The sequence below is a fragment of the Candidatus Delongbacteria bacterium genome (assembly GCA_041675285.1).
In the GTDB taxonomy this organism is placed as follows: Bacteria; CAIWAD01; CAIWAD01; order CAIWAD01; family CAIWAD01; genus CAIWAD01.
The window spans coordinates 314,566-340,019 of sequence record JBAYTZ010000001.1 but is presented as its reverse complement, the minus strand read 5'-3'; the positions used below and the strand labels follow the sequence as shown (position 1 = coordinate 340,019).

At 69.2% G+C, this 25,454-nt stretch carries 24 protein-coding genes; 4 read left to right on the top strand and 20 right to left on the bottom strand.

Annotated features, from left to right (window positions below):
* Window positions 1-22: 22 nt before the first annotated feature.
* Window positions 23-1,261: a methionine adenosyltransferase gene (locus WC326_01215; GenBank protein ID MFA7329669.1), complete on the bottom strand. Its 1,239-nt coding sequence runs from the start codon at window positions 1,259-1,261 to the stop codon at window positions 23-25.
* A 40-nt stretch (window positions 1,262-1,301) separates the two neighbouring features.
* Entirely contained in the window at window positions 1,302-2,282 is a 981-nt protein-coding gene (locus tag WC326_01210; protein ID MFA7329668.1) for a sugar phosphate nucleotidyltransferase, read from the bottom strand.
* 229 nt (window positions 2,283-2,511) lie between these two features.
* On the opposite strand from WC326_01210, the gene WC326_01205 reads away from it, so the two are divergent.
* Window positions 2,512-2,943 (top strand): S4 domain-containing protein, encoded by a 432-nt coding sequence (locus WC326_01205; GenBank protein ID MFA7329667.1) that lies wholly within the window; start codon window positions 2,512-2,514, stop codon window positions 2,941-2,943.
* A gap of 678 nt (window positions 2,944-3,621) precedes the next feature.
* Here the strand turns inward: WC326_01205 and WC326_01200 are convergent.
* The 18 genes from WC326_01200 to nrfH all read right to left on the bottom strand — a co-directional run bounded on the left by WC326_01200 (window position 3,622) and on the right by nrfH (window position 20,596).
* Window positions 3,622-5,643, bottom strand: coding sequence for a sigma 54-interacting transcriptional regulator (locus WC326_01200; GenBank protein ID MFA7329666.1), 2,022 nt, complete (start codon window positions 5,641-5,643; stop codon window positions 3,622-3,624).
* 18 nt (window positions 5,644-5,661) lie between these two features.
* Window positions 5,662-5,958: a hypothetical protein gene (locus WC326_01195; GenBank protein MFA7329665.1), complete on the bottom strand. Its 297-nt coding sequence runs from the start codon at window positions 5,956-5,958 to the stop codon at window positions 5,662-5,664.
* A 348-nt stretch (window positions 5,959-6,306) separates the two neighbouring features.
* Window positions 6,307-7,344 carry an outer membrane beta-barrel protein gene (locus tag WC326_01190; protein MFA7329664.1) on the bottom strand — a complete coding sequence of 346 codons (1,038 nt, stop codon included), beginning with the start codon at window positions 7,342-7,344 and terminating at the stop codon, window positions 6,307-6,309.
* Window positions 7,345-7,430: 86 nt separating this feature from the next.
* Window positions 7,431-8,648 (bottom strand): ammonium transporter, encoded by a 1,218-nt coding sequence (locus WC326_01185; protein ID MFA7329663.1) that lies wholly within the window; start codon window positions 8,646-8,648, stop codon window positions 7,431-7,433.
* Between the two features lie 309 nt (window positions 8,649-8,957).
* Window positions 8,958-9,620 carry a response regulator transcription factor gene (locus WC326_01180; protein MFA7329662.1) on the bottom strand — a complete coding sequence of 221 codons (663 nt, stop codon included), beginning with the start codon at window positions 9,618-9,620 and terminating at the stop codon, window positions 8,958-8,960.
* The gene (locus tag WC326_01175) at window positions 9,617-10,315 is read right to left on the bottom strand and encodes an ATP-binding protein (GenBank protein ID MFA7329661.1); all 699 of its coding nucleotides are present in this window, start codon (window positions 10,313-10,315) and stop codon (window positions 9,617-9,619) included. The genes WC326_01180 and WC326_01175 overlap by 4 nt, the downstream gene beginning before the upstream one ends.
* Window positions 10,312-10,530 carry an Rdx family protein gene (locus tag WC326_01170; protein ID MFA7329660.1) on the bottom strand — a complete coding sequence of 73 codons (219 nt, stop codon included), beginning with the start codon at window positions 10,528-10,530 and terminating at the stop codon, window positions 10,312-10,314. The genes WC326_01175 and WC326_01170 overlap by 4 nt, the downstream gene beginning before the upstream one ends.
* A gap of 70 nt (window positions 10,531-10,600) precedes the next feature.
* Complete coding sequence (locus WC326_01165) at window positions 10,601-11,566, bottom strand: hypothetical protein (GenBank protein ID MFA7329659.1); 966 nt, start codon at window positions 11,564-11,566, stop codon at window positions 10,601-10,603.
* Between the two features lie 183 nt (window positions 11,567-11,749).
* Window positions 11,750-12,691: an FAD:protein FMN transferase gene (locus tag WC326_01160; protein ID MFA7329658.1), complete on the bottom strand. Its 942-nt coding sequence runs from the start codon at window positions 12,689-12,691 to the stop codon at window positions 11,750-11,752.
* Between the two features lie 17 nt (window positions 12,692-12,708).
* On the bottom strand, window positions 12,709-13,983 hold the full coding sequence (locus tag WC326_01155; GenBank protein MFA7329657.1) for a DUF3570 domain-containing protein: 1,275 nt from the start codon (window positions 13,981-13,983) through the stop codon (window positions 12,709-12,711).
* Window positions 13,974-14,198, bottom strand: coding sequence for a DUF4266 domain-containing protein (locus WC326_01150; protein MFA7329656.1), 225 nt, complete (start codon window positions 14,196-14,198; stop codon window positions 13,974-13,976). Before WC326_01150 ends, WC326_01155 begins: the two co-directional genes overlap by 10 nt.
* 2 nt (window positions 14,199-14,200) lie before the next feature.
* Complete coding sequence (locus WC326_01145; GenBank protein ID MFA7329655.1) at window positions 14,201-14,746, bottom strand: TlpA disulfide reductase family protein; 546 nt, start codon at window positions 14,744-14,746, stop codon at window positions 14,201-14,203.
* Between the two features lie 95 nt (window positions 14,747-14,841).
* A complete protein-coding gene (locus tag WC326_01140) occupies window positions 14,842-15,372 on the bottom strand; it encodes a DUF2231 domain-containing protein (GenBank protein ID MFA7329654.1) in 531 nt (176 codons plus the stop codon).
* Window positions 15,373-15,672: 300 nt separating this feature from the next.
* The gene (gene groL / locus WC326_01135; GenBank protein ID MFA7329653.1) at window positions 15,673-17,319 is read right to left on the bottom strand and encodes a chaperonin GroEL; all 1,647 of its coding nucleotides are present in this window, start codon (window positions 17,317-17,319) and stop codon (window positions 15,673-15,675) included.
* Window positions 17,320-17,341: 22 nt separating this feature from the next.
* Window positions 17,342-17,629: a co-chaperone GroES gene (locus tag WC326_01130; GenBank protein ID MFA7329652.1), complete on the bottom strand. Its 288-nt coding sequence runs from the start codon at window positions 17,627-17,629 to the stop codon at window positions 17,342-17,344.
* Between the two features lie 195 nt (window positions 17,630-17,824).
* The gene (locus tag WC326_01125; GenBank protein MFA7329651.1) at window positions 17,825-18,514 is read right to left on the bottom strand and encodes an SOS response-associated peptidase; all 690 of its coding nucleotides are present in this window, start codon (window positions 18,512-18,514) and stop codon (window positions 17,825-17,827) included.
* A 122-nt stretch (window positions 18,515-18,636) separates the two neighbouring features.
* Window positions 18,637-20,064: an ammonia-forming cytochrome c nitrite reductase subunit c552 gene (locus tag WC326_01120; GenBank protein ID MFA7329650.1), complete on the bottom strand. Its 1,428-nt coding sequence runs from the start codon at window positions 20,062-20,064 to the stop codon at window positions 18,637-18,639.
* Window positions 20,057-20,596, bottom strand: a complete 540-nt coding sequence (gene nrfH, locus WC326_01115; protein MFA7329649.1) for a cytochrome c nitrite reductase small subunit — start codon at window positions 20,594-20,596, stop codon at window positions 20,057-20,059. Before nrfH ends, WC326_01120 begins: the two co-directional genes overlap by 8 nt.
* Window positions 20,597-20,782: 186 nt before the next feature.
* Here nrfH and WC326_01110 point away from each other — a divergent pair, with 186 nt between their 5' ends.
* Genes WC326_01110 through dnaE form a run of 3 tightly spaced genes read left to right on the top strand, consistent with a single transcriptional unit; the run spans window position 20,783 to window position 25,439 of the window.
* The gene (locus WC326_01110; GenBank protein MFA7329648.1) at window positions 20,783-21,970 is read left to right on the top strand and encodes a hypothetical protein; all 1,188 of its coding nucleotides are present in this window, start codon (window positions 20,783-20,785) and stop codon (window positions 21,968-21,970) included.
* A 27-nt stretch (window positions 21,971-21,997) separates the two neighbouring features.
* Window positions 21,998-22,138, top strand: a complete 141-nt coding sequence (locus WC326_01105) for a hypothetical protein (protein ID MFA7329647.1) — start codon at window positions 21,998-22,000, stop codon at window positions 22,136-22,138.
* Window positions 22,139-22,142: 4 nt separating this feature from the next.
* A complete protein-coding gene (gene dnaE / locus WC326_01100) occupies window positions 22,143-25,439 on the top strand; it encodes a DNA polymerase III subunit alpha (protein MFA7329646.1) in 3,297 nt (1,098 codons plus the stop codon).
* Window positions 25,440-25,454 lie beyond the last annotated feature (15 nt).

Genomic DNA, 25,454 nt, shown 5'->3' with positions numbered 1-25,454 from the left:
GACACGTGGTCTGCCGCCGGCGTCAACGCCCCAGCTTCTTCAACAAGCCGGCGTCCAGCTGCTCCCAGGGGAACTCGGCGCGGCCGAAGTGGCCGTAGGCCGAGGTCTCCGTGTAGATCGGGCTGAGCAGGCCCAGGCGTTCGATCATCGCCGCCGGACGCAGGTCGAAGTGCTTGCGCACCAGTTTCACCAGCTGGTCGTCGGAGACCGTGCCCGTGCCGAAGCTGTTCACGTCGATGGAGACGGGCTGGGCCATGCCGATGGCGTAGGCCACCTGGATCTCGCAGCGCTCCACCAGCCCGGCCTTGACCAGGTGCTTGGCCACCCAGCGGCAGGCGTAGGCCGCGCTGCGGTCCACCTTGCTGGGATCCTTGCCGGAGAAGGCGCCGCCGCCATGCCGGCCCATCCCGCCGTAGGTGTCGACGATGATCTTGCGGCCGGTCAGGCCGGCGTCGCCGTAGGGCCCGCCGATGACGAACTTGCCCGTGGGGTTGACCAGGATCTTCATTTTGCGGTCGCGCAGGTTGGCCGGGATCACCGGGTCGATGACGTCGCGGATGATCTCCTCGCGCACCTGGGCCAGCACCTCCTCGTCGAAGCGCTGCCACTTGGCCTTGGCGCCCGCCGGCGGCAGCTTGCGGCCCAGACCCTCGCTGTGCTGGGTGCTGACCACCACGGTCTCCACCACCTTGGGGCGGCCGTCCTCGTAGCGCACGCTGACCTGCGTTTTGCCGTCGGGCAGCACCCAGGGCAACAGGCCTTCCTTGCGCACCGTGGCCAGGCGCCGGGCCAGCCGGTGGGCCAGGTCGATGGGCATGGGCATCAGGCTGTCGGTCTCGTTGGAGGCGTAGCCGAACATCAGGCCCTGGTCGCCCGCGCCCTGCTCCAGATCCAGGCCGCTGCCCTCGTTCACACCCTGGGCGATGTCGGCGCTCTGGGTGCTGATGCACAGCTCGACCTGGGCCGTGGCGGCGTCCATGCCCCAGGCCTGGTCCGTGTAGCCGATTTCCGCGGCGGCCTGGCGGGCGATGGCCTCGTAGTCCGGGGTCTGGCCCTTCTTGATCACTCGCTTGTCCAGGCTGATTTCGCCGCCCACCACCAGCCGGGTGCGGTCCTCGAAGCCCTTCACGAAGGTCTCGCAGGCCACGCGGGCATGGGGGTCGCGGGCCAGGCAGGCGTCCAGGATGCTGTCGCTGATCCGGTCGCAGAGCTTGTCCGGGTGACCCTCGGTCACGCTCTCACTGGTGAACAGGTGTCCCATGTTGCGGTCCTTTCTACGCTGACGGCGAGGATCGCCTCGCCTAGCCGTCCACTTCCGTGTTGTCCGAGAGGTGCAGGGCGCGGGCGGGCTGACGCACCAGCGCGTCCCGGCCCAGCACGGCGTCCTTGAGCACCACTCCCTGCAGGTGCACGCCTTCGCAGAGGAGCGAATCCTCCACCACGGCGTCGCGAATGTCCGCCCCGTCCCCCACGCTGACGTTGGGACCCACGATGGAGCGCGAGAGGCGCACGCCCTCCCCCACGTGGACGGGGGGAATCAACAGGCTGTCCCCCACCCGGACGGCCTCGCGCCGCTTGTCCAGCCGGCTGAGGTAGTGACGGTTGGTCTCCAGCAGGGTGTCCTTCTTGCCGCAGTCGTACCAGCCCTCGATGCCCCAGGGCTCGAAGACGTGGCCGCGGTCGATCATCTGCTGCAGGGCGTCGGTGATCTGGTACTCGCCCCGGGTGCGGATGTCGTCGCGGATCATCCGCTCCAGCACACCGTGCAGGGTCCCGCCGTCCTTGATGTTGTAGAGTCCGATGAGCGCCAGGTTGCTGCGCGGCTCCGCCGGCTTCTCCACCAGCCGGACGATCCGGCCCTGGCTGAGTTCGGCCACGCCGAAGCGGCGCGGATCGGCCACTTCCTTCACGCCCAGCACCGAGTGCGGCGCGGCGCGGATGGCCGCGATGTCCGCCTCGAAGAGCGTGTCGCCCAGGATGATGAACACTTCCTGGTCGCCCGGCTGCAGGCCGAGGAAGATCGCGTGGCCCAGGCCCAGCATCTCGCCTTGGGGCACGAAACTCAAGTTCAGGTGGTGATAGTGCTGCCGGACATGGGCTTCGATCTCAGCCCCCAGCCAGCCCACGATGAACACCGCCTCGTCCAGCCCCGCCTCCACCAGCGGGTCGAGGATCCAGTTGATCATCGGGCGGCCGGCGATGGGAATGAGGGCCTTGGGATAGGTGTGGGCCAGGGGCCGCAGGCGCGTGCCCTTGCCGGCGACGGGCAGGATGGCTTTCACCGGACGTCCTTCCAGATTTCCAACCTAGAGCGGCCCCGGCCGGTGGCTCCGCCCGCCCTCGGACGACCCCCACCGCAGGGCGCGCAGCGGAAGTCCGCTGTCAACCATGCCGCTGAGCGCGTAAATATCGACATTTCAGCCCGCTTAGAAAACGCGCCCCGGAGCAAAGCGCCCCGGGCCGGGCGCTTTTCCACGGTGGGAGTCCCGTTCGAAGGATGTGGGAGGAGCGATGAATCGAGGACAGGAACCGGGCGGCGCCCTCCGGCCGGAGCCCCAGGTCCGCGTGGACAAGTGGCTGCAGGTGGCCCGGATCTTCAAGACCCGGACCCAGGCCGGCGAAGCCATCGACGCCGGGCACGTGAAGCTGGACGGCACGCGGGTCAAGGCCGGGCACGTGCTCAAGAAGGGCGAGGTGCTGGAAGTCACCAAGGGCTCGCGCCGGCTCTTCCTGACGGTGGTGGGGCTGGCGGAAAAGCCCATCGCCGCGGAACTGGCCCGCGAACTCTACACGGTGCGCGAGGAGACGGACCGGCTGGAGTCCCTGACGCCCGAGCAGCGCGAGACGGTCAAGCTGATGAAGCTGATGGACCGGGCCGCCCAGGCCTCGCGCAAGGGCCAGGGCCGCCCCACCAAGAAGGATCGGCGCAGCATCGAGAAGTGATCAGGCCTTGCGCAGGCCATGCGAGATCGGAACAATGATTGTCCCGGCAGCGGCCCCTTCCCCCTGCAGGGGGAAGGTTGGGATGGGGGTTTTCCGCGTCCCGGCCAACTGCTGGGAGCCCTTGTTTTCCACCTTTCTGCTGGCGCCAGAAAGGTGGAGCCAAAGAGGCGCTTTTTCTCAACGGCTAGAGTCAGGCCACCTCGCGGTGGCCTTCCGCTAGCCGCCGTTTGGCCTTCCTGTCTCCGTGTAGCTGGTTCCGCCTGACGGCGTCACCACCTGGTTCTGGTTCAGGCCTGAAGGCCTTCACCTCACGTGACCCAACTGTCTTTGAGTCTTCCCGTCTTCGTGCTCAAACACACACTCGAACGAGCTGCACCCACCCAGGCCAAACCCAATTCCATCTCTGTGTCTCTGAGTCTCTGTGTTGAAAAACCACAAGAATCGATATCAGGCTTGCGGCCTTCACCTCACGTGACACGAATGTCTTTGAGTCTTCCCGTCTTCGTGCTCAAACACCCACTCGAACGAGCTGCACCCAACCCAGGCCAACCCAAACTCAAACTCTGTGACTCTGTGCCTCTGTGTTGAGTCGTTCCGTGCCGACGTGCCCCCACTACAAGCCGGCAAAGAAAAGGGGAGCCGCGGCTCCCCTTGCGAGAATCGGATGGGCTTCTGGTTCTAAACCAGGCGCTTGTTGCTGAGGGAGATGGCGTGCACCTTCAGCTTCTGGTAGAAGGTGGGGCGGGAGATCTGCAGCACGGCGCAGGCCTTGTTCACGCTGTCGCAGTGCTTGAGCACGCTGATCAGGTAGCGCTTCTCCGCCGCCAGCACGTAGTCCTTGAGGCTGGCCTTCTCCATCAGCTCGGTGCTGGCGAAGGGCACCACGCGCCCCTCCTCCTCCAAGGCCTCCAGCGGCGCGGCCTCGGCCACGGGCTCGAAGTCCTCCTGCGGCTCCGGCAGGGGCGCGGGCGCCAGCTGACGCAGTTGGGTGGGCATGCCGGCCTGATAGAAGCGCGTCACGTCGGCGGTGTTGATCATCCGGCCCTTGGAAGTCAGGTAGGCGGCCCGGATGATGTTCTTGAGTTCGCGCACGTTGCCCGGGAAGGCGTAGCCTTCCAGCGACAACAGGGCGTCCTCGCTCAGCACCTTGTAGTACTTGTCGAACTCTTCGTTCAGACCGAAGAGGAAGTGATTGACCAGGACCGAGATGTCTTCCTTGCGCTCGCGCAGCGGCGGGATGTCCAGCTTGATGGTGTTGAGGCGGAAGAACAGGTCCTCGCGGAAGTTGCCCTTCTGCATCTCGGCCACCAGCATGCGGTTGGTGGCGGCGATGACGCGCACGTCCACGCGGATCAAGTCGGAGGAGCCCACCCGGTAGAACTCGCCGTTCTCCAGCACGCGCAACAGCTTGGATTGCAGGCTGGCGGGCATCTCGCCGATCTCGTCTAGGAAGAGCGTGCCGCCGTTGGCTTCCTCGAAGATGCCCTTGCGGTCCGCCGTGGCGCCCGTGAAGCTGCCCTTCACGTGCCCGAACAGCTCGGACTCGATCAGGTTCTCCGGGATGGCCGCGCAGTTGCGCTTGATGAAGGGCCGGTCCCGGCGCGGGGAGGTGATGTGGACGGCGTGGGCCACCAGTTCCTTGCCCGTGCCCGTCTCGCCGTAGATCAGCACGGGATCGTTGCAGGGGGCGAAGGTCTTGATGGCGTCCGTCAGCTGGATGATCGGGTCGCTGTAGCCCACCAGCTCGAACTCCCGGGCGGTCTCCCGCTCCAGCTCGGCGATGAGCTTCTCTTCCTCGTAGAAGTCGTTGATGTGGGCGTTGATCTGCTCCAGCGTGTCCAGGTAGTTGGAGGTGTCCAGCCCGGCCTCGCGCGCCGTGAGGATCGCCTCCTCGGCGTAGCTCTTGGCCTCCCCCAGCCGGCCCTTGCGGAAGAAGGTCCAGGCGTAGTCGTTGAGGCACTTGGCGGATTCCACCTTGAAGCCCGCCCGCTTGGAGATGCGGATGGCCTTCTTGAGGGCCTTGAGCGCGTTGTCGTAGCGCTCCCGGCGCAGCCAGAAGTTGCCCATCTGCCACTGGCAGCGGGCCTGGTCGTAGGGATCCCCGCTCTGGTCCGCCAGTTCCAGGGCCGCCTCCAGGTGTTCCTGGGCCGAGCCGTGCTCGTTGCGGCGCTGGTAGAGCAGCGCGCGGTAGTAGTGGACGAAGGTGTCGAGGTGGATGTCGGCGGCCTTGAGCGCGTACTCCTGGGCCCGATCCAGCAGCAGATCCGCCTCTTCCAGATTCTTCAGGCGGATGTGGGTCAGCGCCAGGTTCAGCAGGAGCATGGTGCGATCGTAAGGCTCCAGCCGGCTTTCATAGAGGATGCGGAACTTCTCGAAGATGCTCAGGCCCTTGTCGTAGTTGCCCATGGCCACTTCCAAGGTGGCGAGGGTGAACACGCAGGCCATCCGCAGGGGACGTTCTTCCGACTTGCCGGCCCATTTGTTGGCCAGGATCAGGTTGCGCTTGGCCCGCCCGTACTGCCCCAGCACGTAGCAACACTTGGCCGCGTGGAAGCGGGCGAACTCGCGCACGCGCCGCTCCGAGGCCTTCTGCACTTCGGTCTCGAAATGTTCGAGGGCCTTGGCGAACTGGCGTTCGTCGAACAGGCGCATCCCGGGGGAATGCTCGAAGAACTCGCTGAAAGAACGCAAACACTTCATGGGGGGGTGTGCCTTCAGCTAGTGGTCGAGGCCCACTGGGGTCGCCGGCTTCAGGCGCTGCGCCTGCAGGAAAGCGCTGAACCCGATGTAGATCATGCCCTGGTCGTCCTCCGACGGCCCGTCCTCATCGATGATGATGTCGGGATCGTCCTGTTGCGTCGGATCTTCCTTCGCGCCTGGGATCAGGGTGATGACCACGGGCTTGCCGAAATCCCCGGGGATCAGGTCGCAATCCCGTTGATCCACCGGCAGATTGCCAGCGTGGCTGAAGATAGGCAGGACCAGCACGGCACTGAGTAGAAGAATGCGGCTCATCTTGGACCTCTCAATTGGCAGGCAAAACATAGAAGCTTGCCCCTGCTTGTGCCAGAGAAATCTCACAGCTCGTAAAAATTAACACACAGTTGGCCGCAGGAGAGCGGAAATCCGTCTGAAAATCGAGATCGGCCTGCTTTGAAACTCTGAATTCTCCGGCGACGCGGCTGGGCGGTCCCCGGGCGGGCACCAACTGCTGTCTGGAACTCTTGTCAGAGGCCCCCGCCGGGACTGCGAACTCGGGGAAAACTGGCAGAAAGACCAGACAGGTCGCCGGACGGAACCAATCGCCTCAGGCGAACGGGGCGGCGGCGGTCCCCCTCGCATGAAGGGGACCGCCGCGCCGGATCAGAAGGTCTGGGTGAACTCCAGGGCCAGGCCCAGCGTGCTGGAGGCGGGCGCGTCGTCGGCGTCCTGGAAGGCGTCCTGATCGGAGCCGTCCAGCCGGACTTCCAGCAACACCGTGCGGCCCGGGGCCGCCGCCGCCGTCAGAGCCGCGGTCAGCGAGCTGCGGGTCTGGTTCTCCGTGCCCACCGGGCCGAAGAGCACGCCGTCGTCGTCGGTGAGCCAGTCGTAGCGCAGGGTGGCGCCCCAGACGGGAGTGAAGTCGTAGTGGCCGCCCAGCAGGGCGCCGCTCCAGGCCAGGGAGCTGCCGCCCACGGGCTTGACGCTGCCCAGGTTCAGCTCGGCGAAGAGGCAGAGGTTGTCCCGGGGCCGGATCAGGTAATCCAGGTCGAAGACTTGCAGATCCTCCGGCCCGCCGGTCTTCACGCCGTCCTCGCGGCCGCTGATGAAGCTGGCGCCCAGCGCACCCCACAATCCCAGGTCGGCGCCCACCCGGCCGCCGAAGCTGCGGCTGGCGTTGGTGTCGTTGTTCACGTCCCAGCCGTTCACCACGAAGAGCTTGAGGTCCACGGGACCGGCCAGCGGGCCCTCCAGCAGGGCGCCGGTCAAGTTGGTGGGCAGGCCGAAGTCGAAGAGCAGCGAGTGGGAGAACTGGAACATGTCCGGGGCGTCCAGCAGCTCCACGCCCATGGGCGCGTTGAACTTGCCCACGCTGAGCGCGTAGGCCGGCACCAGCGGCAGCGGCAGTTTCACGAAACCTTGCTCCACGGCCAGTTCGCCGTCGCCGTCCGTCTGCAGATCCGCCCGCAGCACCAGGCCGTCGGCCGCGTGGTGTTCCAGGTCCAGTTCCACCTGGTCCAGGCGGAAGCTGTCCCCGCGCTGCTGCAGGTTGCCCAAGTAACTGGCGTCCACGAATCCGGCGATCCGCAGCCCCTCGGGGGCCGGGCAGCAGGGCTCGCCGGCCGCGGCGGTCTGCAGGCCGGCCAGCAGGCCGATGGGCAGGCCGATGGGCAGGGCCAGGTTGATCCACGATCTGCGCATGCTGACTCCTTGTCTAAAATAGATCCGGGCAAGCCGGCGATCCGGTGGCGCAGGGGACGCCGCCACCGGATCCCGCCCTGCGATCATCAGAAGGTGTTGGGTTCGTAGGCCGTCTCGCCGTGCAGGGCCGCGTCCACGCCGCCCGCCTCCTCGGCTTCGCTGGTCCGCACCGGCGTGACCTTGTTGATCAGCCAGAGCATGCCGTAGGTGAAGGTAAAGGCGTAGATCGAGGAGAACACCAGCGCGGCCACCTGCTTGCCGAAGAAGGCCGTGCCGCCGTGGAACAGGCCGTCCTGCCCGGCGGGGTTCCAGGCCGTGGAGCCCAAGAGGCCCAGCAGCAGGATGCCCAGGGCCCCGCCCACGCCGTGCACGCCCCAGACGTCCAGGGCGTCGTCCCAGCCCAGCTTGTTCTTCAGCGCCACGGCCCAGTAGCAGACGATGCCCGCCACGGCGCCGATGAGCGCGGCCGTGCTGGGGGAGACGAACCCGGCGGCCGGCGTGATGGTTGCCAGGCCCGCCACGGCGCCCGTCAGCAGCCCGACGAACTTGGGCTTCTTCTCCAGGCTCCAGGCCAGCATCAGCCAAACGAAGGCCGCAAACGAGGCGGCGATGTCCGTGTTCAGGAAGGCCAGGGCCGTGATGGCGTCCACCTGCAGCTCGCTGCCCGCATTGAAGCCGTACCAGCCGAACCAGAGCAGACCCGTGCCCAGCGCCACCAGCGGAATGCTGTGGGGCTCGGCGTCCGGCGCGCGGCGCTTGCCCACGAACAGCACGCTGGCCAGGGCCGCCATGCCGGCGATGTTGTGCACGGCGATGCCGCCGGCGAAGTCCAGCACGCCCCACTTCTGCAGGAAACCCCCGCCCCAGATCATGTGGACGAAGGGGAAGTAGACCAAGAAGAGCCAGCCCGTCAGGAAGATCAAGTAGGGCCCGAAGCGCACGCGGTTGGAAAAGGCGCCGGTGATCAGCGCCGGCGTGATGATGGCGAACATCATCTGGTAGGCGATGAACACGAAGGTGGGGATGTTGGAGGAGGCGTAGACCGACATCGGGTCGATGCCGCGCAGGAAGGCGTGGTCCAGGTTGCCGATGATCCCGCCCTCGCCGCCGCTGAAGCAAAGCGAATAGCCCGCCGCCCACCAGAGCACGGTGGTCAGGCCCATGGAGACGAAGCTCTGGATCATGATGGCGAGCACGTTCTTGCGCCCCACCAGACCGCCGTAGAAGAAGGCCAGGCCCGGCGTCATCAACATCACCAGGCTGGTGGCCACCAGCATGAAGCCAGTATTGCCCGTGTCGAACATGCGTCCTCCCGAACTGGATTCCAGGCGCTCCGCCTTTTGGGGGAGCCACGGCCATGAGAATGGCGTGAGGCGCGCAGTCGCGGGCTCAGGGAAGTCCTGATTCCAGCCCAGGCATCGCCTGATTCTGTCGGTTTTTTGACAGGCCGGGCGGAGGGAAGCACCACAGGGACGCAGAGACACAGGGGGCATAGAGACTTGAGGGATGTTCCGGAAGGAGTTCTGGCGACAGCCAGTCGACTCGGATCAACTCGGAGACACGCGAATCGCAAACCCAAACCACGCTCTGTGTCTCTGTGCCTCTGTGGTGGTTCACTCCAGCCGAGTGAGGCCTTCCCGGATGGCCAGTTTGGTGAGTTCAGCCACGCTGTGCAGGCCCAGCTTCTCCATCAATTGGGCGCGGTGGGTTTCCACGGTCTTGGGGCTTAAGTGCAGGCTCTCGGCGATCTGGCGCGTGCCCGCGCCCTCGGCCAGACGCTGCAGGACCTCGCGCTCGCGCGAGCTCAAGCGGTCCAGCCGCGAGGATCCCGCTGCCGGCACCCCGTGGCGGTCGCGGGCCAGCTCCGAGTAGTCCTCCAGCAGCAGGCCCTCCAGTTCCCGGCTGACCACGCGCCGGCCGGCCAGGGCCTCCGCCAGCAGGCGCGTCACCTCCTCCAGCGGCGCGTCCTTGCTCAAGTAGCCGCGCGCCCCGGCGGCGAAGGCCGCCTGCACGTAGCGCCGGTCGCTGTGCATGGAGAGGAACACGATGCGGCTGACGGGGAACTCCGCCAGGATCTGCCGGGCGGCGTCCAGGCCGTTGAGTCCGGGCATGGAGATGTCCATCAGGATCAGTTCGGGCTGGTGCTCGCGAACCTGGTGCAGCGCCGCGCGGCCGTCGGCGGCCTCCAGCACGTGACAGCCGGGAAAGCGTGCCTGGAGGGCCGGAGCCAGCGTGTCGCGCAACAGCTTGTGGTCCTCGGCCAGCAGGATCTTCATCGCGGGGCCTCCTGGACCGGGATGCGCAATTCGGCCCGCGTGCCGGCGCCCGGCGCGGAATCCAGCCGCAGGCTGCCGCCCAGGCTCTGCACGCGTTCGCGGATGCTGAAGAGGCCGAAGCCCGCGTTGCGGCGGCGCGGGTCCAGCCCGGCGGGCTCGAAGCCGCGCCCGTCGTCGCGCACGCTCGCGTGGACCTGGCCCGCCTCTTCCCAGAGCTCCAGCTCCACCCGGTTGGGCGCCGCGTGTTTCAAACTATTGAGCAGCAGCTCGCGCACGGAGGTGTAGAGCAGCACGCGGCGGTCGGGCTCCAGCGGCGGGGCGGGACGCGCGCCGGCGCGGAAGCTCACCCTGACGCCCTCCTGGCCGTCGTGGCGCTCGGCCAGCCAGTCCAGCGCCGCCGCCAGTCCCAGCTCGTAGAGCACGGGCGGGCTCAAGTCGAAACTGAGGCTGCGGATGGAGTGGACCGTGCGCGCGGACAGGTCCACCAGCTCGTCCAGGTCCTTCTCCAGCCCGGTGAACAGGGCCCGGTCGCGCAGGGTGAGCAGCTTGCGGCGCAGCAGGGCCAGAGCCTGGCCCACGTGGTCGTGCAGGTGCTCGGCCAGCTCGCGGCGCTGGCGCTCCTCGGCCAGGGTCAGCTCCGAGGACAGGCGGCCCAGCAACTCGCGGCACTGGCGCAGTTCGTCGTCTTGTGTCACGCGCGCAGGCGCTCCAGGATTTCCTCCGGCGTGGGAAAGCGCCCCTCGTCGTGCTTGCAGAAGAGCAGGCGCCCCCCGGCCTCCACGTCGAAGACGCCGCCGGAGCCGGGCGTCAGCGTGATGTCTTCGAACCCGTGCAACCCCAGATACTCCGCCAGACCGGCGGCCCGGGGCTGATAGTTTCAAACTTGGCAGTAGGTGATGCGGATCTGCATGATTCCCCCTGGTTGCGCCGTCCAGGTTGTCCGGACCGCCGGGGGAAGGTAGGGACCCGCTCCCTGTGGATCACTCAAATTGGTAGCCCAGCGTGCCGGGACACCACAGCTCGCCGTCGCCCACTTGGAAGTGAAGGGACCGCTGGCCCGGCTCCGTGCCGGTATCCCGCAGCTGCAGGTGCCAGGTGCCCTGGAAATCCCACGTGTCGTTGGGGATCCAGGTGGAATCCAGCAGTTCCAGACCGCCCATGTCCAGCAATTCCAGTTGCAAGGCATCGTCATTGGGGTCGTCCACATGCACCCAATCATCAAACACACTGCCCACCGGGTAGGGACCCCAGTTATCTCCATAGCCAGGTCCCAATTGCGGGGCGTAGTTGGGAATCTCAATCTCCAGCGTGTCCGCCACCAGGCGGCCCGCCAATTCCACGGCGGCCCACACCCGATGCGATCCACGGGCGCAAACTTCCCAGAGACAGCGGGTGGAGGTCCCGCTCAAATGGGCGCCGGCGTCCTCGCCCCACACGCAGAGGGCCTGCTCGGGCAAGGGCCGGTTGAACCGGGCCTCCACTTCCACGGCCCCGACCTGCACGCCCAGCGGGGCCAGTTCCAGCCGCAGCGTGAGGGAGTCGTTGCGCAGGGCGATCCATCTGCGGCAGATGTACTCGCTGTCTCCCCGGCGCAGGGTGGATTCGATCCAGGCGCTGTCCGCCAGCGGCGTGGTCCAGACCACTTCCCGACCCGCCCCGGCCAGCTGGCCGCCGCCCGCACGCCACTCATAGGTCCAGCCGTCGCGGTCGTCCACGGGCAGAAAGACCTCCACCGACGTCGGCATGCCGGACCACAAGTTCCACTCCGCCAGGCGGATGTCGTGGATGGGCGACTCCAGCTCGCCGGGCGGCAGACTGGAATCCGGCGCCGGGTCGGACTCCGTCAGGGAACAGCCCAGCGAGGTGAGTAGCAGGATCAGCGCCAGGCAGACGTGAAATGCCTGGCAGCAGGTGGATCGTGGTTTGGGCGAAGGACCGGGACGCATGACAACCCCCGAGTTGCCGCCGACCGGCGCGGCCGGGCGGCGGGCGGTGATGGCTCACGACAAGCGAACAACGGGGAACCAGACGCGATGGCGCTCCTCGGGCTGAAAGTCGGTCTTCTGGACGACAAGCGGGGGCAAAGAAGGGATGCGGGCAGCGGAAAAGCAATGGAAAGGTGAATGGGTTCAGATTCCGGCCGCTTCGTCGCGCAGGATCCAATGAGCCACGCCCTGCTCGGCCAGCCAGACCTCGGCGGCGGCGCCCATCAGCAGTCCCAGGGTGGACAAGAGGCCCGCCTGGCTGCAGGTGGGCGCCTGGACCGTGACGCTGCGCGGGGCCTGGGGCGGCGGCCAGCCCGTGCGGGCGTCGAGGATGTGGCCCAGGCGCAGGCCGCCGTGCTCCAGGCCGCGCCGGGCGTCGCCCGAAGTGGCCAGCGCGCCCGAACGCAACTCGAAGCCCCCCCGGGCGGCTTGTCCGCTGGCGGCCGGATCGTCCAGGCCCACGCGCCAGGGCGGTTCCCCCGGGCCACCTCCGCCGGCGCGCAGGTCGCCGCCGAAGTTCACCAGCCAGGAGGGGGCCTCGGCCAGCTGGGCGGCCACCCGGTCCACGGCATATTCCTTGCCCAGCCCGCCCAGGTCCAGTTCCCAACCCGCGGGCAGTCGAAGCCGCCGGCCGGCGCGGTCGCGCTCCACCCGGTTCCAGCCCACCCGGGCCAGCAGCGGACGCAGCTCGGCGGCCGTGGGCGGCCGGGCCCCGGCCTCGAAGCGCCAGGCGTGGCGCAGCACGCCGCTGCTCAGATCGAAGCGCCCGCCGCTCACCTGATAGGCCACGTCAGCCAAGTCCAGCAGGCCCTCGATTTCCGCGTCCGTTTCCACCCAGGCGCCGGCGGCGGCGTGCAGGCGTCCCAGCCAACTGTCCGTCCGATAGCGGCTGAAGCGGGTCTGGATGCGCCAGGCCTCCGCCGCGCCGGCCTGCGCCAGCGCGAGGGCCCGGCTGCGCGGGCAGTTTCGCAGGTGGATCTCGCAGGGTCCGGCAAAACAGGAAAAACGGGCGATCCAGCTGGATTCGCCCGCTTCAAGAATCAGCTCGCCCTGAGTCCCCGAGAGACGGGGTGACTCCTGGTCCATCGGGCCGCTCCCGTTCGTCAGAGGGTCGTGCGGAAACCCAGCGTCAGCATCCAGACCTGCAGATCCGGCACGAGATCCAGGTTGTGTTGCACGCCCACCGGCGTCGGCGACAGATCGAAGCGCTGGGTCATCACGGCCGGCTTGAGCCAGAACTGGCCCCAGTCCGCCTCGGGCAGATCCACGCGCAGACTGAAGGTCCAGGAGGTGAAGTCAGCCAGGCGCGAATCCGCCGTCAGGAATTCAGGCGCGCGGGCGTTGTAGTCGCTGCGCCGCAGGCTGTGGGCGTAGCTGTCCGCTCGGGTCTGGTCGCTGTAGCGCAGCTGCGGCCGGACGCGCAGCCCGGGCAGGCCCGCGTCGGGCTTCCACCAGTACTGCAGATCCAGGGTGTTGGATGCGACGCCCCAATCGTCCTGGTAGCGCCGGTAATCCGCGTGCAGCACGTCGCGCCCCAGGTGCAGGGCGTTGCCCCAGTAGACGGTCCAGCGGCTGCGGGAGTCGGGCCGGCTCTCGTTCACCCAGCTCACCGGCTCGCCGTCGGCATCCACCAGGCTCACGCCCTTGTAGGGATCGGTCAGGTAGCCCGCGTCGCGGCCGAAGCCCAGGTTGAGCTGGGTCAGCCAGCGGCGGTTCATGACCTGGGAAACGCCCACCAGCACGTCCTGGATGTGCTTGACGTCGCTGTCGCCCACGCTCACGCGGTTCTGATAGTCGCCCAGCGGCTCGGCCAGCCCGCCCGACGGGGTGACCAGATCCTCGCTCAGGCTGAAACCCAGGGTCAGGGTGGTCAGGCGCTGGTTGAAGTCCTGGTGGAAGGTGGCGCTGGCCCCCAGGCTGCGGTAGTCGGTCTCGAAAGAGCCGTTCAGCCCGGCGTTCAGTTTGAGCGTGTGGGTCAGGGGCCGCTCCAGGTCCAGGGAGACGGCGTGCCGCTGGTCACGGAAACTGCGCACCGGCAGTTCGCCCGTGGCGGCCGAATAGTGCTGGCCCGAGGGCGAGGTGAAGGTCTGGTGCGTGGCGGTGGGCGCGGCCCCGTTGGGGCTGGCGCCGCTCATGGCGTCGAAGCCGTAGCGCAGGCCGAGGGACTGCTCGCCCTTGAGGGGCAGGCGCAGCTGCAGCACGGGCTCCACCACGGCGATCCGGCCCTGCTCCTGGTAGACCAGGGTGGCCTGCTCGATGCTCAAACCGTGCAGGTCCAGGGCCTGGGCCGCGGGAGCGCCCAGCAGGCGCGCCACGGCCAGGGCCAGCAGCCCGGCGGCCTGGCCCGTGGGTCCGGCGGGGGCGGAGTTCAGTTGCATCCGCAGCCTCCCCCACCCACGCCCGCGCCGCCGTGGGCTGTTTCCTTGCTGAAATAGACGTGCTCGTCCAGGCTGGTCTCGAGCGGATCCGGCGCGGCCAGCATCTCGGGCTCGGCCAGCAGATCGCGCTCCCAGGGCTGGACGCGCGTGAAGAGGCAGCCCGAGCTGCCCAGGGCCAGCCCGAGCAGGCCGCCCAGCAGGAGAAGGCGGCGCATGCTCAGTTCTCCCCGACCACGGGGGCCGGCTCCGCCAGCAAGGTGCGGATGAAGGCCTCCAACTCCTGGGTTTCCTCAGGCCGGAAGCCCGTGTGGAGGCGGCGCAGCACGCCGGCGCGGTCCACCAGATAGGAACTGGGCATGCCGGGCAATTCATAGCGGCCGGCGGCCGTGCCGGCGGGGTCCAGGGCCACGGGGAAGCGGGCCGGATGCTGGGCCAGGAAGGCGTCGGCCTTCTTGCGCTGCTTGTCCACGTTGACAGCCAGTACGCGGAAGCCCTGCGCCTGGTACTTCTGCTGCAGCTCGTTCAGCCAGGGAAAGGACTGGGCGCAGGGCGCGCACCACGAGGCCCAGAAGTCCACCAGCACCACCTGCCCGCGCAGGGCGGCCAGGCTGAGCTCGCCCGTCAAGCCGGGCAGCTGAATCTCCGGGGCGGGTTGGCCGAGGACGGGCGCCGCCCGCAGCGCGGGCGCGGTCCACAGCACGAACAGCAGGATCAACAGGCCGCGCAGGCGGCCGGGCCAGGGGGCGTGACGACGAACAGTCATGCGAGCTCCTTGCAGGTTGTCATGAATACCAGATCGTCACCAGAGTCCGCTGGCTGCACTCCTGTTGGAAAAAATCGCCCGATTTGGCCCGAACCTTAGTCTTCGTCCCCATCCGCATGCTCCCCGGCGCCGGTTCCGGCGGCCGGCGCCCCGTCCGCGGCGGGCAGGGCCAGGCCCGCCCGGGCGGCGGCAGCTTGATGCTGATACACCAGTTCGCCGCCCGCCTTGCCCGTCCGCAGGGCCAGGGCCAGGCTGACCACAGACACCCCCAGCAGCAGGAAGGGCAGGACCCGGCGCAGAGTGGCGCCCAACGGCAAGAGCAATGTGAGGCTCAGGACCAGGCCCGCCACGGTGCTCCAAAGGAACACCTCGGCCGCCTCCTCGTGGGCGTGCAGGGCGGCCTCGGGCACGGCGCGCTCCACGCGCTCCTCCTCGTCCCCGCCGCTGCGCAGGGCGGCCAGGCTGCCGGCCGTCAGCAGGACCTGGACCAGCACCACGGCCAGCCAGGCGGAGGGAGTCAGTTTGCCCTTGCCGTCCAGGATCGCCAGCAGCAGCAACAGCAGGGGCAGGAGGATCGCCAGACCCAGCGGCACGTGCACGATCATTGGATGCAGAAGTCCGTCCATGGAATTCTCCCTGACTGGTGTGTCGGTCGATTCTGGGTCCCAATATGGCCGAAGAATCGTCCGGGACAATCCGTCGGATGGACCGTCCGGTTCATCTCTTGCTGGTCAACGGTTTGAGTCGGCTGATGCGTCAGGCGACAGGGACCTTTCACACGTCGTGAAAGTACGCATCGCATCCGGAATCTCTCGAGGCCCGGGGCTGATCCGCCACTCCGGGGTTTCAACCCCGTCCGTGTGGCCAAAAACAGGGACACCCCGACCGCGGCCGGGGTGTCCGTCGTCGTCGTCGTAGGGGACGACCTACATCATGCCGTCCATGCCGCCCATGCCGCCCATGCCGCCGCCGCCGGGCATCCCGCCCGACTTCTCTTCCGGGATCTCGTGGATCGTGATCTCGGTCATCAGCATCAGGCCGGCCACGGAGGCCGCGTTCTCCAGCGCCGTGCGGGTCACCTTGGCCGGATCGATCACGCCCATGGCCTTCAGGTCGCCGTAGGTCTCGCTGGCGCAGTTGAAGCCGTAGTTGACGTCCGACTTGCTCAGGACTTCCTGCACGATGATCGCGCCTTCCAGACCGGCGTTGGCCACGATCTGGCGGATGGGCTCCTCCAGCGCGCGCCGCACGATCCGGGCGCCCACCTTCTGGTCGCCGTCCAGCTTGAGCTCGTCCACCTTGGACATGGAGCGCAGCAGGGCCACGCCGCCGCCGGGGACGATGCCCTCTTCCACCGCCGCGCGCGTGGCGTGCAGGGCGTCCTCGACGCGGGCCTTCTTCTCCTTCATCTCCACCTCGGTGGCGGCGCCGATGTGCAGCACGGCCACGCCGCCGGCCAGCTTGGCCAGCCGCTCCTGGAGCTTCTCGCGATCGTAGTCGGACGTGGTGTCCTCGATCTGCTTGCGGATCTGGTCCACGCGGCCCTTGATGGTCGCGCTGGCGCCGGCGCCGTCGACGATGGTCGTGTTGTCCTTGTCGATGCTGATGCGCTTGGCCTGGCCCAGGTGCTCCACGCCGGCGTTCTCCAGCTTGAAGCCCGTCTCCTCGCTGATCACCGTGCCGCCCGTCAGGATGGCGATGTCCTCGAGCATGGCCTTGCGGCGGTCACCGAAGCCCGGCGCCTTGACGGCGGCGACCTTCAGCACGCCGCGCATCTTGTTCACCACCAGGGTCGCCAGGGCCTCGCCCTCCACGTCCTCGGAGATGATCAGCAGCGGACGGCCGCTCTGGACCACCTTCTCCAGCACGGGCAGCAGGTCACGCATGGTGCTGACCTTCTTGTCGTAGATCAGGATGAAGGGATCCTCGAGCTCCACTTCCATGGACTCGGGGTTGGTGACGAAGTAGGGGCTCAGGTAGCCGCGGTCGAACTGCATGCCTTCCACGGTGTCGACGTAGGTCTCGTTGCCCTTGCTCTCCTCCACCGTGATCACGCCGTCCTTGCCCACCTTGTCCATGGCGTCGGCAATCAGGTCGCCGATCTTCTTGTCATTGTTGGCGGAGATGGCGCCCACCTGGGCGATGTCTTCCTTGCCCTGGACCGGCACGGACATGGCCTTCAGGTTGGCGCAGACGACCTCGACGGCGGCGTCGATGCCGCGCTTGAGCTCCGTCGGGTTGGCGCCGGCGGTGACGTTCTTCAGGCCTTCGCGCAGGATGGCCTGGGCCAGAACCGTGGCCGTGGTGGTGCCGTCGCCGGCCTGGTCGCTGGTCTTGCTGGAGACCTCGCGCACCATCTGGGCGCCCATGTTCTCGATGGGGTCCTTCAGCTCGATCTCCTTGGCGACGGTGACACCGTCCTTGGTGACCAGCGGAGCGCCGAACTTGCGGTCGATGACCACGTTGCGGCCCTTGGGGCCCAGGGTGGCCTTGACGGCGTCGGCGAGCTTGTCCACACCGGCCTTGAGGGCGGTGCGGGCGGTGGTGTTATAGGTGATGGCCTTTGCCATGATTCGCTTCCTTTCTTCTGAAGAACTACTCGACCACGGCCAGGATGTCACTGCGGCTGAGGATCAGGTAGGTCTCACCGTCCACCTTCACCTCGGTGGCGCCGTACTTGGCGAACACCACCTTGTCGCCTTCCTTCACCAGCTCCTGAATGGGCTTGCGACCCTCGGGGGCGTCGTTGCCCACGGCGATCACCTTGCCCATCTGGGGCTTCTCTTTGGCCGTGTCCGGGATGATGATCCCGCCGGCGCTCTTCTCGATGGACTCGTCCAGGCGGGTGACGATGACCCGGTCGTCCATGGGCTTCAGCTTCATGGCTTCCTCCGTTCGATTGGTTGAGTATTGAAAGAGGTTCGATCGCTGTCTGTTAGCACTCACTTGCTGCGAGTGCCAACAAGTAACAGCGCGCGGGGCAGTTTGTCAAGAGGGAGAAGACGCCGGAGCGCCCGGTCGCGGCCCGTTTGTGCTCTTTTTCAGGCAGACGGGCACCCGGCGGAGATCCAGCGGCGCTCAGGGAAACAGGGAGCCCTGGACGGCCGTCGCCGGCTCGATCAGCCCGGGATGGTCGCTGGCGATACCGTTGACCTCGGGGCCCACTTCCCAGCACTCCAGGTGCTCCGCCGGCCAGGGCAGCAGCCGGTCGCGCCACTCGGACTCGCCGCCCAGTCCGCCCAGCCAGCTCGCCCAGTCCGCTTCCGCCATCACCACCGGCATCCGCTCGTGGATGTGGGAGATCGGCGCGCTTGCCACGCAGGTGAGGATCGTGAAGGCGCGTCCCGAACCCTGGCGCGCCTCCCACCAGAGCCCGGCCATGAGCGCGACCTCGCCGGCGGCGGGCCGGATGAACCAGGGGCGTCGAATGCGCCCCTCGCGCTGCCACTCGTACCAGCCTTCGCAGGGCACCAGACAGCGACCAGCCTCCTCAGAAGCGGCCGCGAAGGCGAGGCGGAAGGCGGGCAAGCGGGCGGCGGTCTCGGCGCGGGCGTTGATCAGCAGGCCGATGGGGCGCGCCGGGTGCTTGACGCCCCAGTGCAGGCGTTCCAACCGGCGCTTCCCCGCGAGCAGGCGCAGGGCGGCCGCGGACTGGCCGGGCGCCAGGTTCCAGCGCGGCTCCAGCCCCTCAGGCAACTCGTCCTGCTCGAGAGCCAGGCGCTCGAGCAGGTGCTTGTCCACTCGACTGAAGGCGTAGCGTCCGCACATGAGTCCCTCGCTTCCGCTTGCCGCGTCCGGCCGGCTCGCCTGTGACGCCTGGACACGCCGAAGCTCGAGAATCTCCTCCGCAGAGTCGACTCCCGAGCCTCGGGTTCAAGCCAAGCAAGGCGCTACTTCTTCGTCGCCTTCAGCGCCGCGATCTGTCCCTGGCGCGCCAGGTCGATGGATTCGCCCAGGATGCGCGCCGCTTCCTGCGGGGCGTGGAAGCCCATGGAGTTTTCCGCCGCGATGTAGTCCAGCCGCCACTGGGCCGCCCGCTGCAGCTCGCGGGCCGGATTCAGGGCCAGGCTGTCCACGCCCGCGGCCTTGGCGGCCTGGACGGCGTCCAGCAGGTCCATCAACGCCGCGCCGCTCTGCTGGAGCAGCTTCTGGTTGCGGTCCTGGATCAGGTCGACGCGCGCCTTCAGCTCCTCCTCCGGGAAGTGGTGGCAGGTCTGGCAGGCGCGGTTGATGTTCAGGAGCGGGCTGCGCACCCAGTGGTCGCTGACCTTGGTGGCGCCCTCGCGCATGTAGGGCATGTGGCAGTCGGCGCAGGAGACGCCGCTGCGCGCGTGGACGCCCTGGCTCCAGAGCTCGAACTCCGGGTGCTGGGCCTTGAGGATCTGCGCGCCGGACTCCTTGTGGTTGTAGTCGAAGAAGCGAGCGCCGTCGGGGAAGGTGGTGCCGTTCCAGTGCGTCTCGAGGTCCTCGACTTTCAGTCCCTTGGACCAGGGGAACTCCAGCGGCATCTTCGTCGAGCAGTAGTACTCCACGTGACACTGCCCGCAGACGAAGGAGCGCATCTCCTGGCGCGTGCCGTCGGTGTTGGGATCGTAGGGCGCGCTCTTGGGTCCCTGGCGCCAGCGCTCCACCGAGGGCAGCATGGGCACGGGAGAGTCCGAGGCCGCCAGGGCCTGGATGCCCAGGATGAAGCCCGGCCGTGTCACACGCAGCGCCATCGTCGCCGGGTCGTGGCAGTCCACGCAGCTCACCGGATGGGCGTGGCCGCCGTCGTGGAGCTTCTGGCTCATCTCCTGGTAGCTGAGTTTGTAGGATTCCGCGAAGCCCTTCATCGCGTCGCCGCCGCCCAGTTCGCGGTAGAGGGGCATCACCGAGGCGTGGCAGTGGATGCAGGAGCCCGACTGGGGCTTGCTCAGGCGCTGGGTGGCCTCCTGATCCGCCAGCATGTAGGCGTGGCCGCGCCGGTCGCGGTAGTCGATGGAGAACGCGTAGCCCAGGAACATGCGCTTGAGCCAGGGGTCGCGCTCGATCTTCTCGTCGGGCAGGGCCTCGCTGCCGCCGTGGCCGCCGAAGCGCGTGCGGGTGGTGACGGCCGTGCGTTGGTAGGCGTCGTACTGGCGCGGCCAGTTCTTGCCCCAGACCGCCGGATCCGTGGTGTCCTCCGTGACCTCCACCACGCGGGTGAGCGGCGCGGCCGCCTCGCCCTTGCGCTCGACGATGGTCACCAGCAGGGCCGTGGCGCCCGCCGCGGCGAGCGCCGTCCCCAGGAGCAGGCCCCAGAAGACCGGGCGCCGGGTGAAGGAATTCGCGTCACTCATGCTGCGTCCTTTCCGCTTGTTCTCCGCGCTCCGGGCCGCCCAGGCCCGCGCTCTCGCCGTGTCCCACCGCCGCGTGACAGTGCACGCAGCTCACCGCGTCCCGGTCCGTGCGCGCGCCGGCCAGCAGCGGGTGGACCAGCTCGCCGTGGCAGCGCAGGCAGTTCTCCTGCAGGATGGCGCTGTTGCCGGGTTTGATGAGGATGGGTTCGTGGAAGTTCTCCAGGGTGAAGCCCTTGGAGTGGTGCCAGCCGTTGGAGGCCTTGGCCAGGTACTTGGGCACGAAGGCCACGGGCAGGTGGCAGTCCACGCAGCCCGCCGCCTGATGGTGGCTGCCCTTCAGCCACGAGTCGTACTGGGGCCGCATGATGTGGCAGTTCATGCAGGCCGCCGGATCCGTGCTGAAGTAGGACAGGCCCTCGGCGTAGTGGAAGGTGAAGGCCCCCACTCCCAGGGCCAGGCCGCCCAGCAGGGCCAGGGCCACCCAGCGGGCCCGGATTCCGCCTCCGCCGCGCGGGGCTCTTTCCTCGCTCATGCCTCCTCCTCTCCGCAACCCAGCGTCGGCTGTTCTGCTACCTGAGTGTGGGGTTTTTATGTGAAACAATCAACAGGTGGTCGGGGATCGCCACTGATCGCAGCGGGCGCCGATGGTGCCCGCGCAGCGGATTGTTCTTGCCTGCTGTGCATCTGTTCACTATGATGTGAACAAAAGGACAGCATGATGGTCGCACGAACCCTGGCACTGCGCATTCCCCACCTGCTCGCCCAGGTGGAAATCCGCCTGAATCCCGCCCTGCGGGAACGCGCCTTCGTGGTGGCCACCAGCCGGGAATCCCGCGCCCAGGTGCTGGGGCTCTCCCCCGCCCTGGGCCGCGGCGGCCTCCAGCCCGGGGCGCCGCTGGCCGCCTGGCTGCGCCGGCAGCCGGAACTGCTGGTGCTGGAGGGCCGGCCGGAACGCGTGGAGGCCCTGCTGGCGGGGATCCGGCTCCGACTGGAAGAGCTGGTTCCCCAGGTGCGCTCGCCGCGCAACGGGCTCTTCCTGCTGGACCTGCGCGGCAGCGGCCTGCTGCACCCGGACGAGCGCGCGCTGGGGCGCCGGCTGCTGGAAACCCTGCAGGTCCGCGAAGGCGTGCTGGCCGCCGCGGGGCTGGGGTCCTCGCCCCTGGCCGCGCAACTGCTGGCCCGGCGCGCCGGCCCGGGCGAGCTGCACGCCGTGGACGGGGCCCAGGAGCGGCGCATCCTGGACGATCTGCCCCTGGCCGGGCTGCCGGACCTCTCCCTAAGCCTGCTGGCCGCGCTGGCCCGGGGGGGCATCCGCTTCGTGGGGGAGGCGCGCGCCCTGCCTGCCGAGCAGCTGGAGCGCCTGCACGGCGAGGCCGGCGGGCGGCTGCGCGCCCTGCTCGAGGAGCTGGATCCGGCCGCCGGGGTCGCCGCGCCCGAGCGCCTGCGGGCCCGGCGCCGGCTGGCCGCGGACAGCGCCGATCCGGCCCGGCTGGGCGACGTGCTGCTGGAATTGCTCGAAGAGTTGCTCGGCCGCACGCGGGAAGCGGCCGGCCAGCCCCGGCGCCTGCTGCTGCGGCTGGTCTGGAACGACGGCCAGCGCAGCCTGGGCGGGCGGCGGCTGCGGGTCCGGGACGGGGAGAGCCGGCGCCAGTCCCTGCGGCGCGTGGGGCGCGAGTTGCTCGGGCAGGCCCTGGCCGCGCGCCGCCTGCGCGTGCGCGAACTGGAACTGGAACTGGAGCTGGAGGCCGAGTCCGCCCAGCTGCCGCTCTTCCAGGAGAACGGACGGGCCGAGAACCGGGAGCGGCGGCTGGACCAGGCGCTGGGCCAGCTGCGGCGGCGCTGGGGGGCCCAGGTGGTGCGGCTGGGACCCCGGCAGGCGGACGCCGGACCCTTGGACGCAGCGTGACACGAATCATAAGCGATGGAGCCGACGATGACGACCCTGGCCTGGACCCTGAACGCGCCCGCCCTGCGGCGGGCCCGCCCCCTCTGGCTGACGACCCTCGGACTGGGCCGGGAGGCCCTCTTCACCCTAGGGCACTGGATCCACCGCCTCTTCGTGCCCGGCTGGTGATGCCGTGCTCGAGGCGCACAGCCACTTCAGCTTCGGCCAGGGCTGCGCGTCCGTGGAGGAACTGGCCCGGACGGCGGCGGCCCGGGGCTGGCCGGCGCTCAGCCTCTGTGACCGGCGCGGACTCTACGGGATGGTGGAACTCCAGCGCGCCAGCACGCGGCTGGCCGAGGAGGGCATCCCCCTGCGCCCCGTACTCGGGGCCGGCTTCCCGCGGCTGGGGGGCGCCCTGGTGCTGGCCGAGGGCGCCGCGGGCCTGGCCGAGCTCTGCCGCCTGACCACGCTGGATCAGCTGGGGCCGGGCTGGGAGACGCGGCCGCCCCTGGGCTGGGCTGGGCGGGACATCCCGCTGGCGCTTCCCACCCCCGCGGACGAGCTCGGTCCCGCGGACGAGGGCAGCGTGGACGAAGACCCGGCGAGCGCCGAGGCCCCCCCGCCCGTCGGGGAGGACGAGTGGCGCGGGGCGCTGCTGGCGGCCTGCCGCGAACTGCGGCACTGCCAGCTGGTGCTGCCGGAACCGGCGCTTGCTCTGCTCGTGCCGGAGGCCGGAGACTCCTTCCGCCCGGAGGGCGACCGGCTCAGCGTGGCCCTGGACCCCGCCGCCGACCGCGGGGCGGCCAACCGGCTCTGGCGCCGGGCCCGGGAACTGGAGCTGCCCGTGCTGGCCCACGGCGTCTGCGACTACCTGGACGAGGCCGACGCCCCCCTGCAGCAGCGCGTCCGCGCCCTGCACGAGAACACCAGCCGGGAGCGCATCCTGGCCAGCGGGCGCTGGAACCCCCGGGGCGCGCTGCCCACCTGGGGCGAATTCCAGCGGCCCTTCGCCCGCCTGCCCGCGGCCCTGCGGCGGCTGGAGGCGCTCTGGGAGCGCTGCTCGCCGGGCGTGGAGACCGGCCGCCTGCACCTGCCGCGCCTGGACGAACCCGGCGACGACCTGGAGCGGCTGCGCGCCCACTGCCTGGAGGCCCTGCCGCGCCGCTACCCGGCCCCCGGACCCTGGCGCCGCCGCGGACCGGACGGCCGGCCGGGCAGCGTGGGCCAGACGGATCCGGCCCGCGCCCGGGAGCGCCTGGAGCGCGAGCTGGAGGTGATCGGCCGGCTGGGTTTCGCCGGCTACTTCCTGGTGGTGCGCGAGATCGTCCGCTTCGTGCAGGAGCAGGGGCTGCCGATGATCGGGCGCGGCAGCGCGGCCAACTCGCTGGTCTCCTACTGCCTGGGCTTCACCGAGGTGGATCCCATCCGCCACCGGCTCTCCTTCGAGCGCTTCCTCAATCCCTGGCGCTCCACGCCGCCGGACATCGACCTGGACTTTTCCTGGGCCGACCGCGACCAGGTGCTGCGCTTCGTGCTGGAGCGCTTCGGAGCCCGGCACGCGGCGCTGCTCTGCACCACCGTGACCCTGGGTCCGCGGGGCGCGCTGCGCGAACTGGCCAAGGTGGAAGGGCTGGGCGGCCGGGAGCTGGAGGAGCTGACCCGGCACTTTCCGCGCTCCCCGGGCGACTGGGAGCGCGAGGTGCTGGAGCATCCCGAGCGCCACGGCCTGAAGCCCGAGCAGGAACCTCTGCGCGGCCTGCTGCCCTGGGTGCGGCGGCTGGTGGGCCTGCCTCGCCACCTGGGCATCCACGTGGGCGGCGTGCTGATCACGCCCGAACCCATCACCACCTGGCTGCCCCTGCAGCGCGCCGGGCGCGGCGTGACCGTCACCCAGCTGGACATGCACCCCGTGGAGGAGCTGGGCCTGCTCAAGATCGACCTGCTGGCCCAGCGCGGGCTGGGCGTCTACAGCGACCTGACGCGGGAGGGCGCGGCCGCCGGCCTGCCGCCGCCGCCGCGCACGCCCTACGAACTGGAGCTGGATCCGCCCACCGCCGCCCTGGTGCGCGACGGGCGCAGCATGGGCTGCTTCTACATCGAGTCGCCGGGCATGCAGTCGCTGCTGCGCAAGCTGCGCTGCGGCTGCTTCGAGGATCTGGTGGCCGCCAGTTCGATCATCCGCCCGGGCGTCTCCGAGTCCGGGATGATGCAGGCCTTCGTGGAGCGGCACCGCGCGGTGGCCGCGCTGCCCCCCGGCGCCCCCTGGCCCGTGGAGTACCCGCACCCGCTGCTCCAGGACCTGTTGGAGGACACCTACGGCGTGATGGTCTACCAGGAGGACGTGATGCACGTGGTGAGCGGCCTGGCCGGCATGAGCCTGGCCGAGGGCGACCTGCTGCGGCGCGCCATGAGCGGCAAGGGGCTGGACAAGCTGGCCCTGGTCAGTTTCGAAGAACGCTTCCTGGGCGGCTGCGCCGGACGCGGGGTGCCCGAGGCCGTGGCCCGCGAGATCTGGCGCCAGGTGGCCTCCTTCGCGGGTTACGCCTTCTGCAAGGCCCACAGCGCCAGTTTCGCCGTCCTCAGCTACCGGCTGGCCTGGTACAAGGCCCACCGGCCGGCGGAATTCATGGCCGCCGTGCTCACCAACCAGGGCGGCTTCTTCTCCAGCGCGGCCTACGTGCAGGAGGCCCGGCGGCTGGGCCTGAGCGTGGACGGACCCTGCGTGGTCCACGGCGCCGACCGCTACAGTGGCGGGTCCGGCCGCCTGCGGGTGGGCCTGCAGCAGGTGAAGGGGCTGGAACGCGCGACCCGGCGGCGCATCCTGCGGGAGCGCGGGCGCGCGCCCTTCCGCGGCTTCGCGGATTTCCGCCGGCGCAGCGGGGCGGGCCGCGGCGAGCTGGAATCCCTGATCCACAGCGGGGCGCTGGACGCCCTGGCGGGCTCGGGCGATCCCCGCGAGCGGCGCCCGGCCCTGCTCTGGCACCTGCAGCTGGCCCCTGACATCCGGCGCGACGAGCCCGGCCTGTTCGCCACAGAGGACCGCGTGCCTGCCGGCCAGGGCCGCTGGAGCTGGATCGAGACCTGGTCGCGGGAGCGCGAGGCGCTGGGCTTCGGGCTCTGCCGCCATCCGCTGGAGCTGTTCGATTTCGGCGCGCTGCCTGAGCGCTGTGTGCGGGCGGCGGAACTCGGTGCCCACGTGGGGGAGCGGGTGGGCCTGCTGGGCTGGGTGTTCGCGCGCAAAGTGATCCGCACGCGCACCGACCAGGCCCGGATGGCTTTCCTCTCGCTGGAGGACGCCAGCGGCACCTTCGAGGCCGTGCTCTTCCCCGCCGTCTGGGAGCGCCACGCGCTGCTCTGCCGCGATCCGGGTCCCTTCCACCTGGAGGGCCGGGTGGAACTCGAGGCCGACGAGCCCATGCTGCAGGTGGAGAGCCTGCGGGCGGCCGGCCGGCTCTCGGAGCAAGCGGCCCGGGACGCGGTCCAGGGTTAAGGACGATTCGAGAGA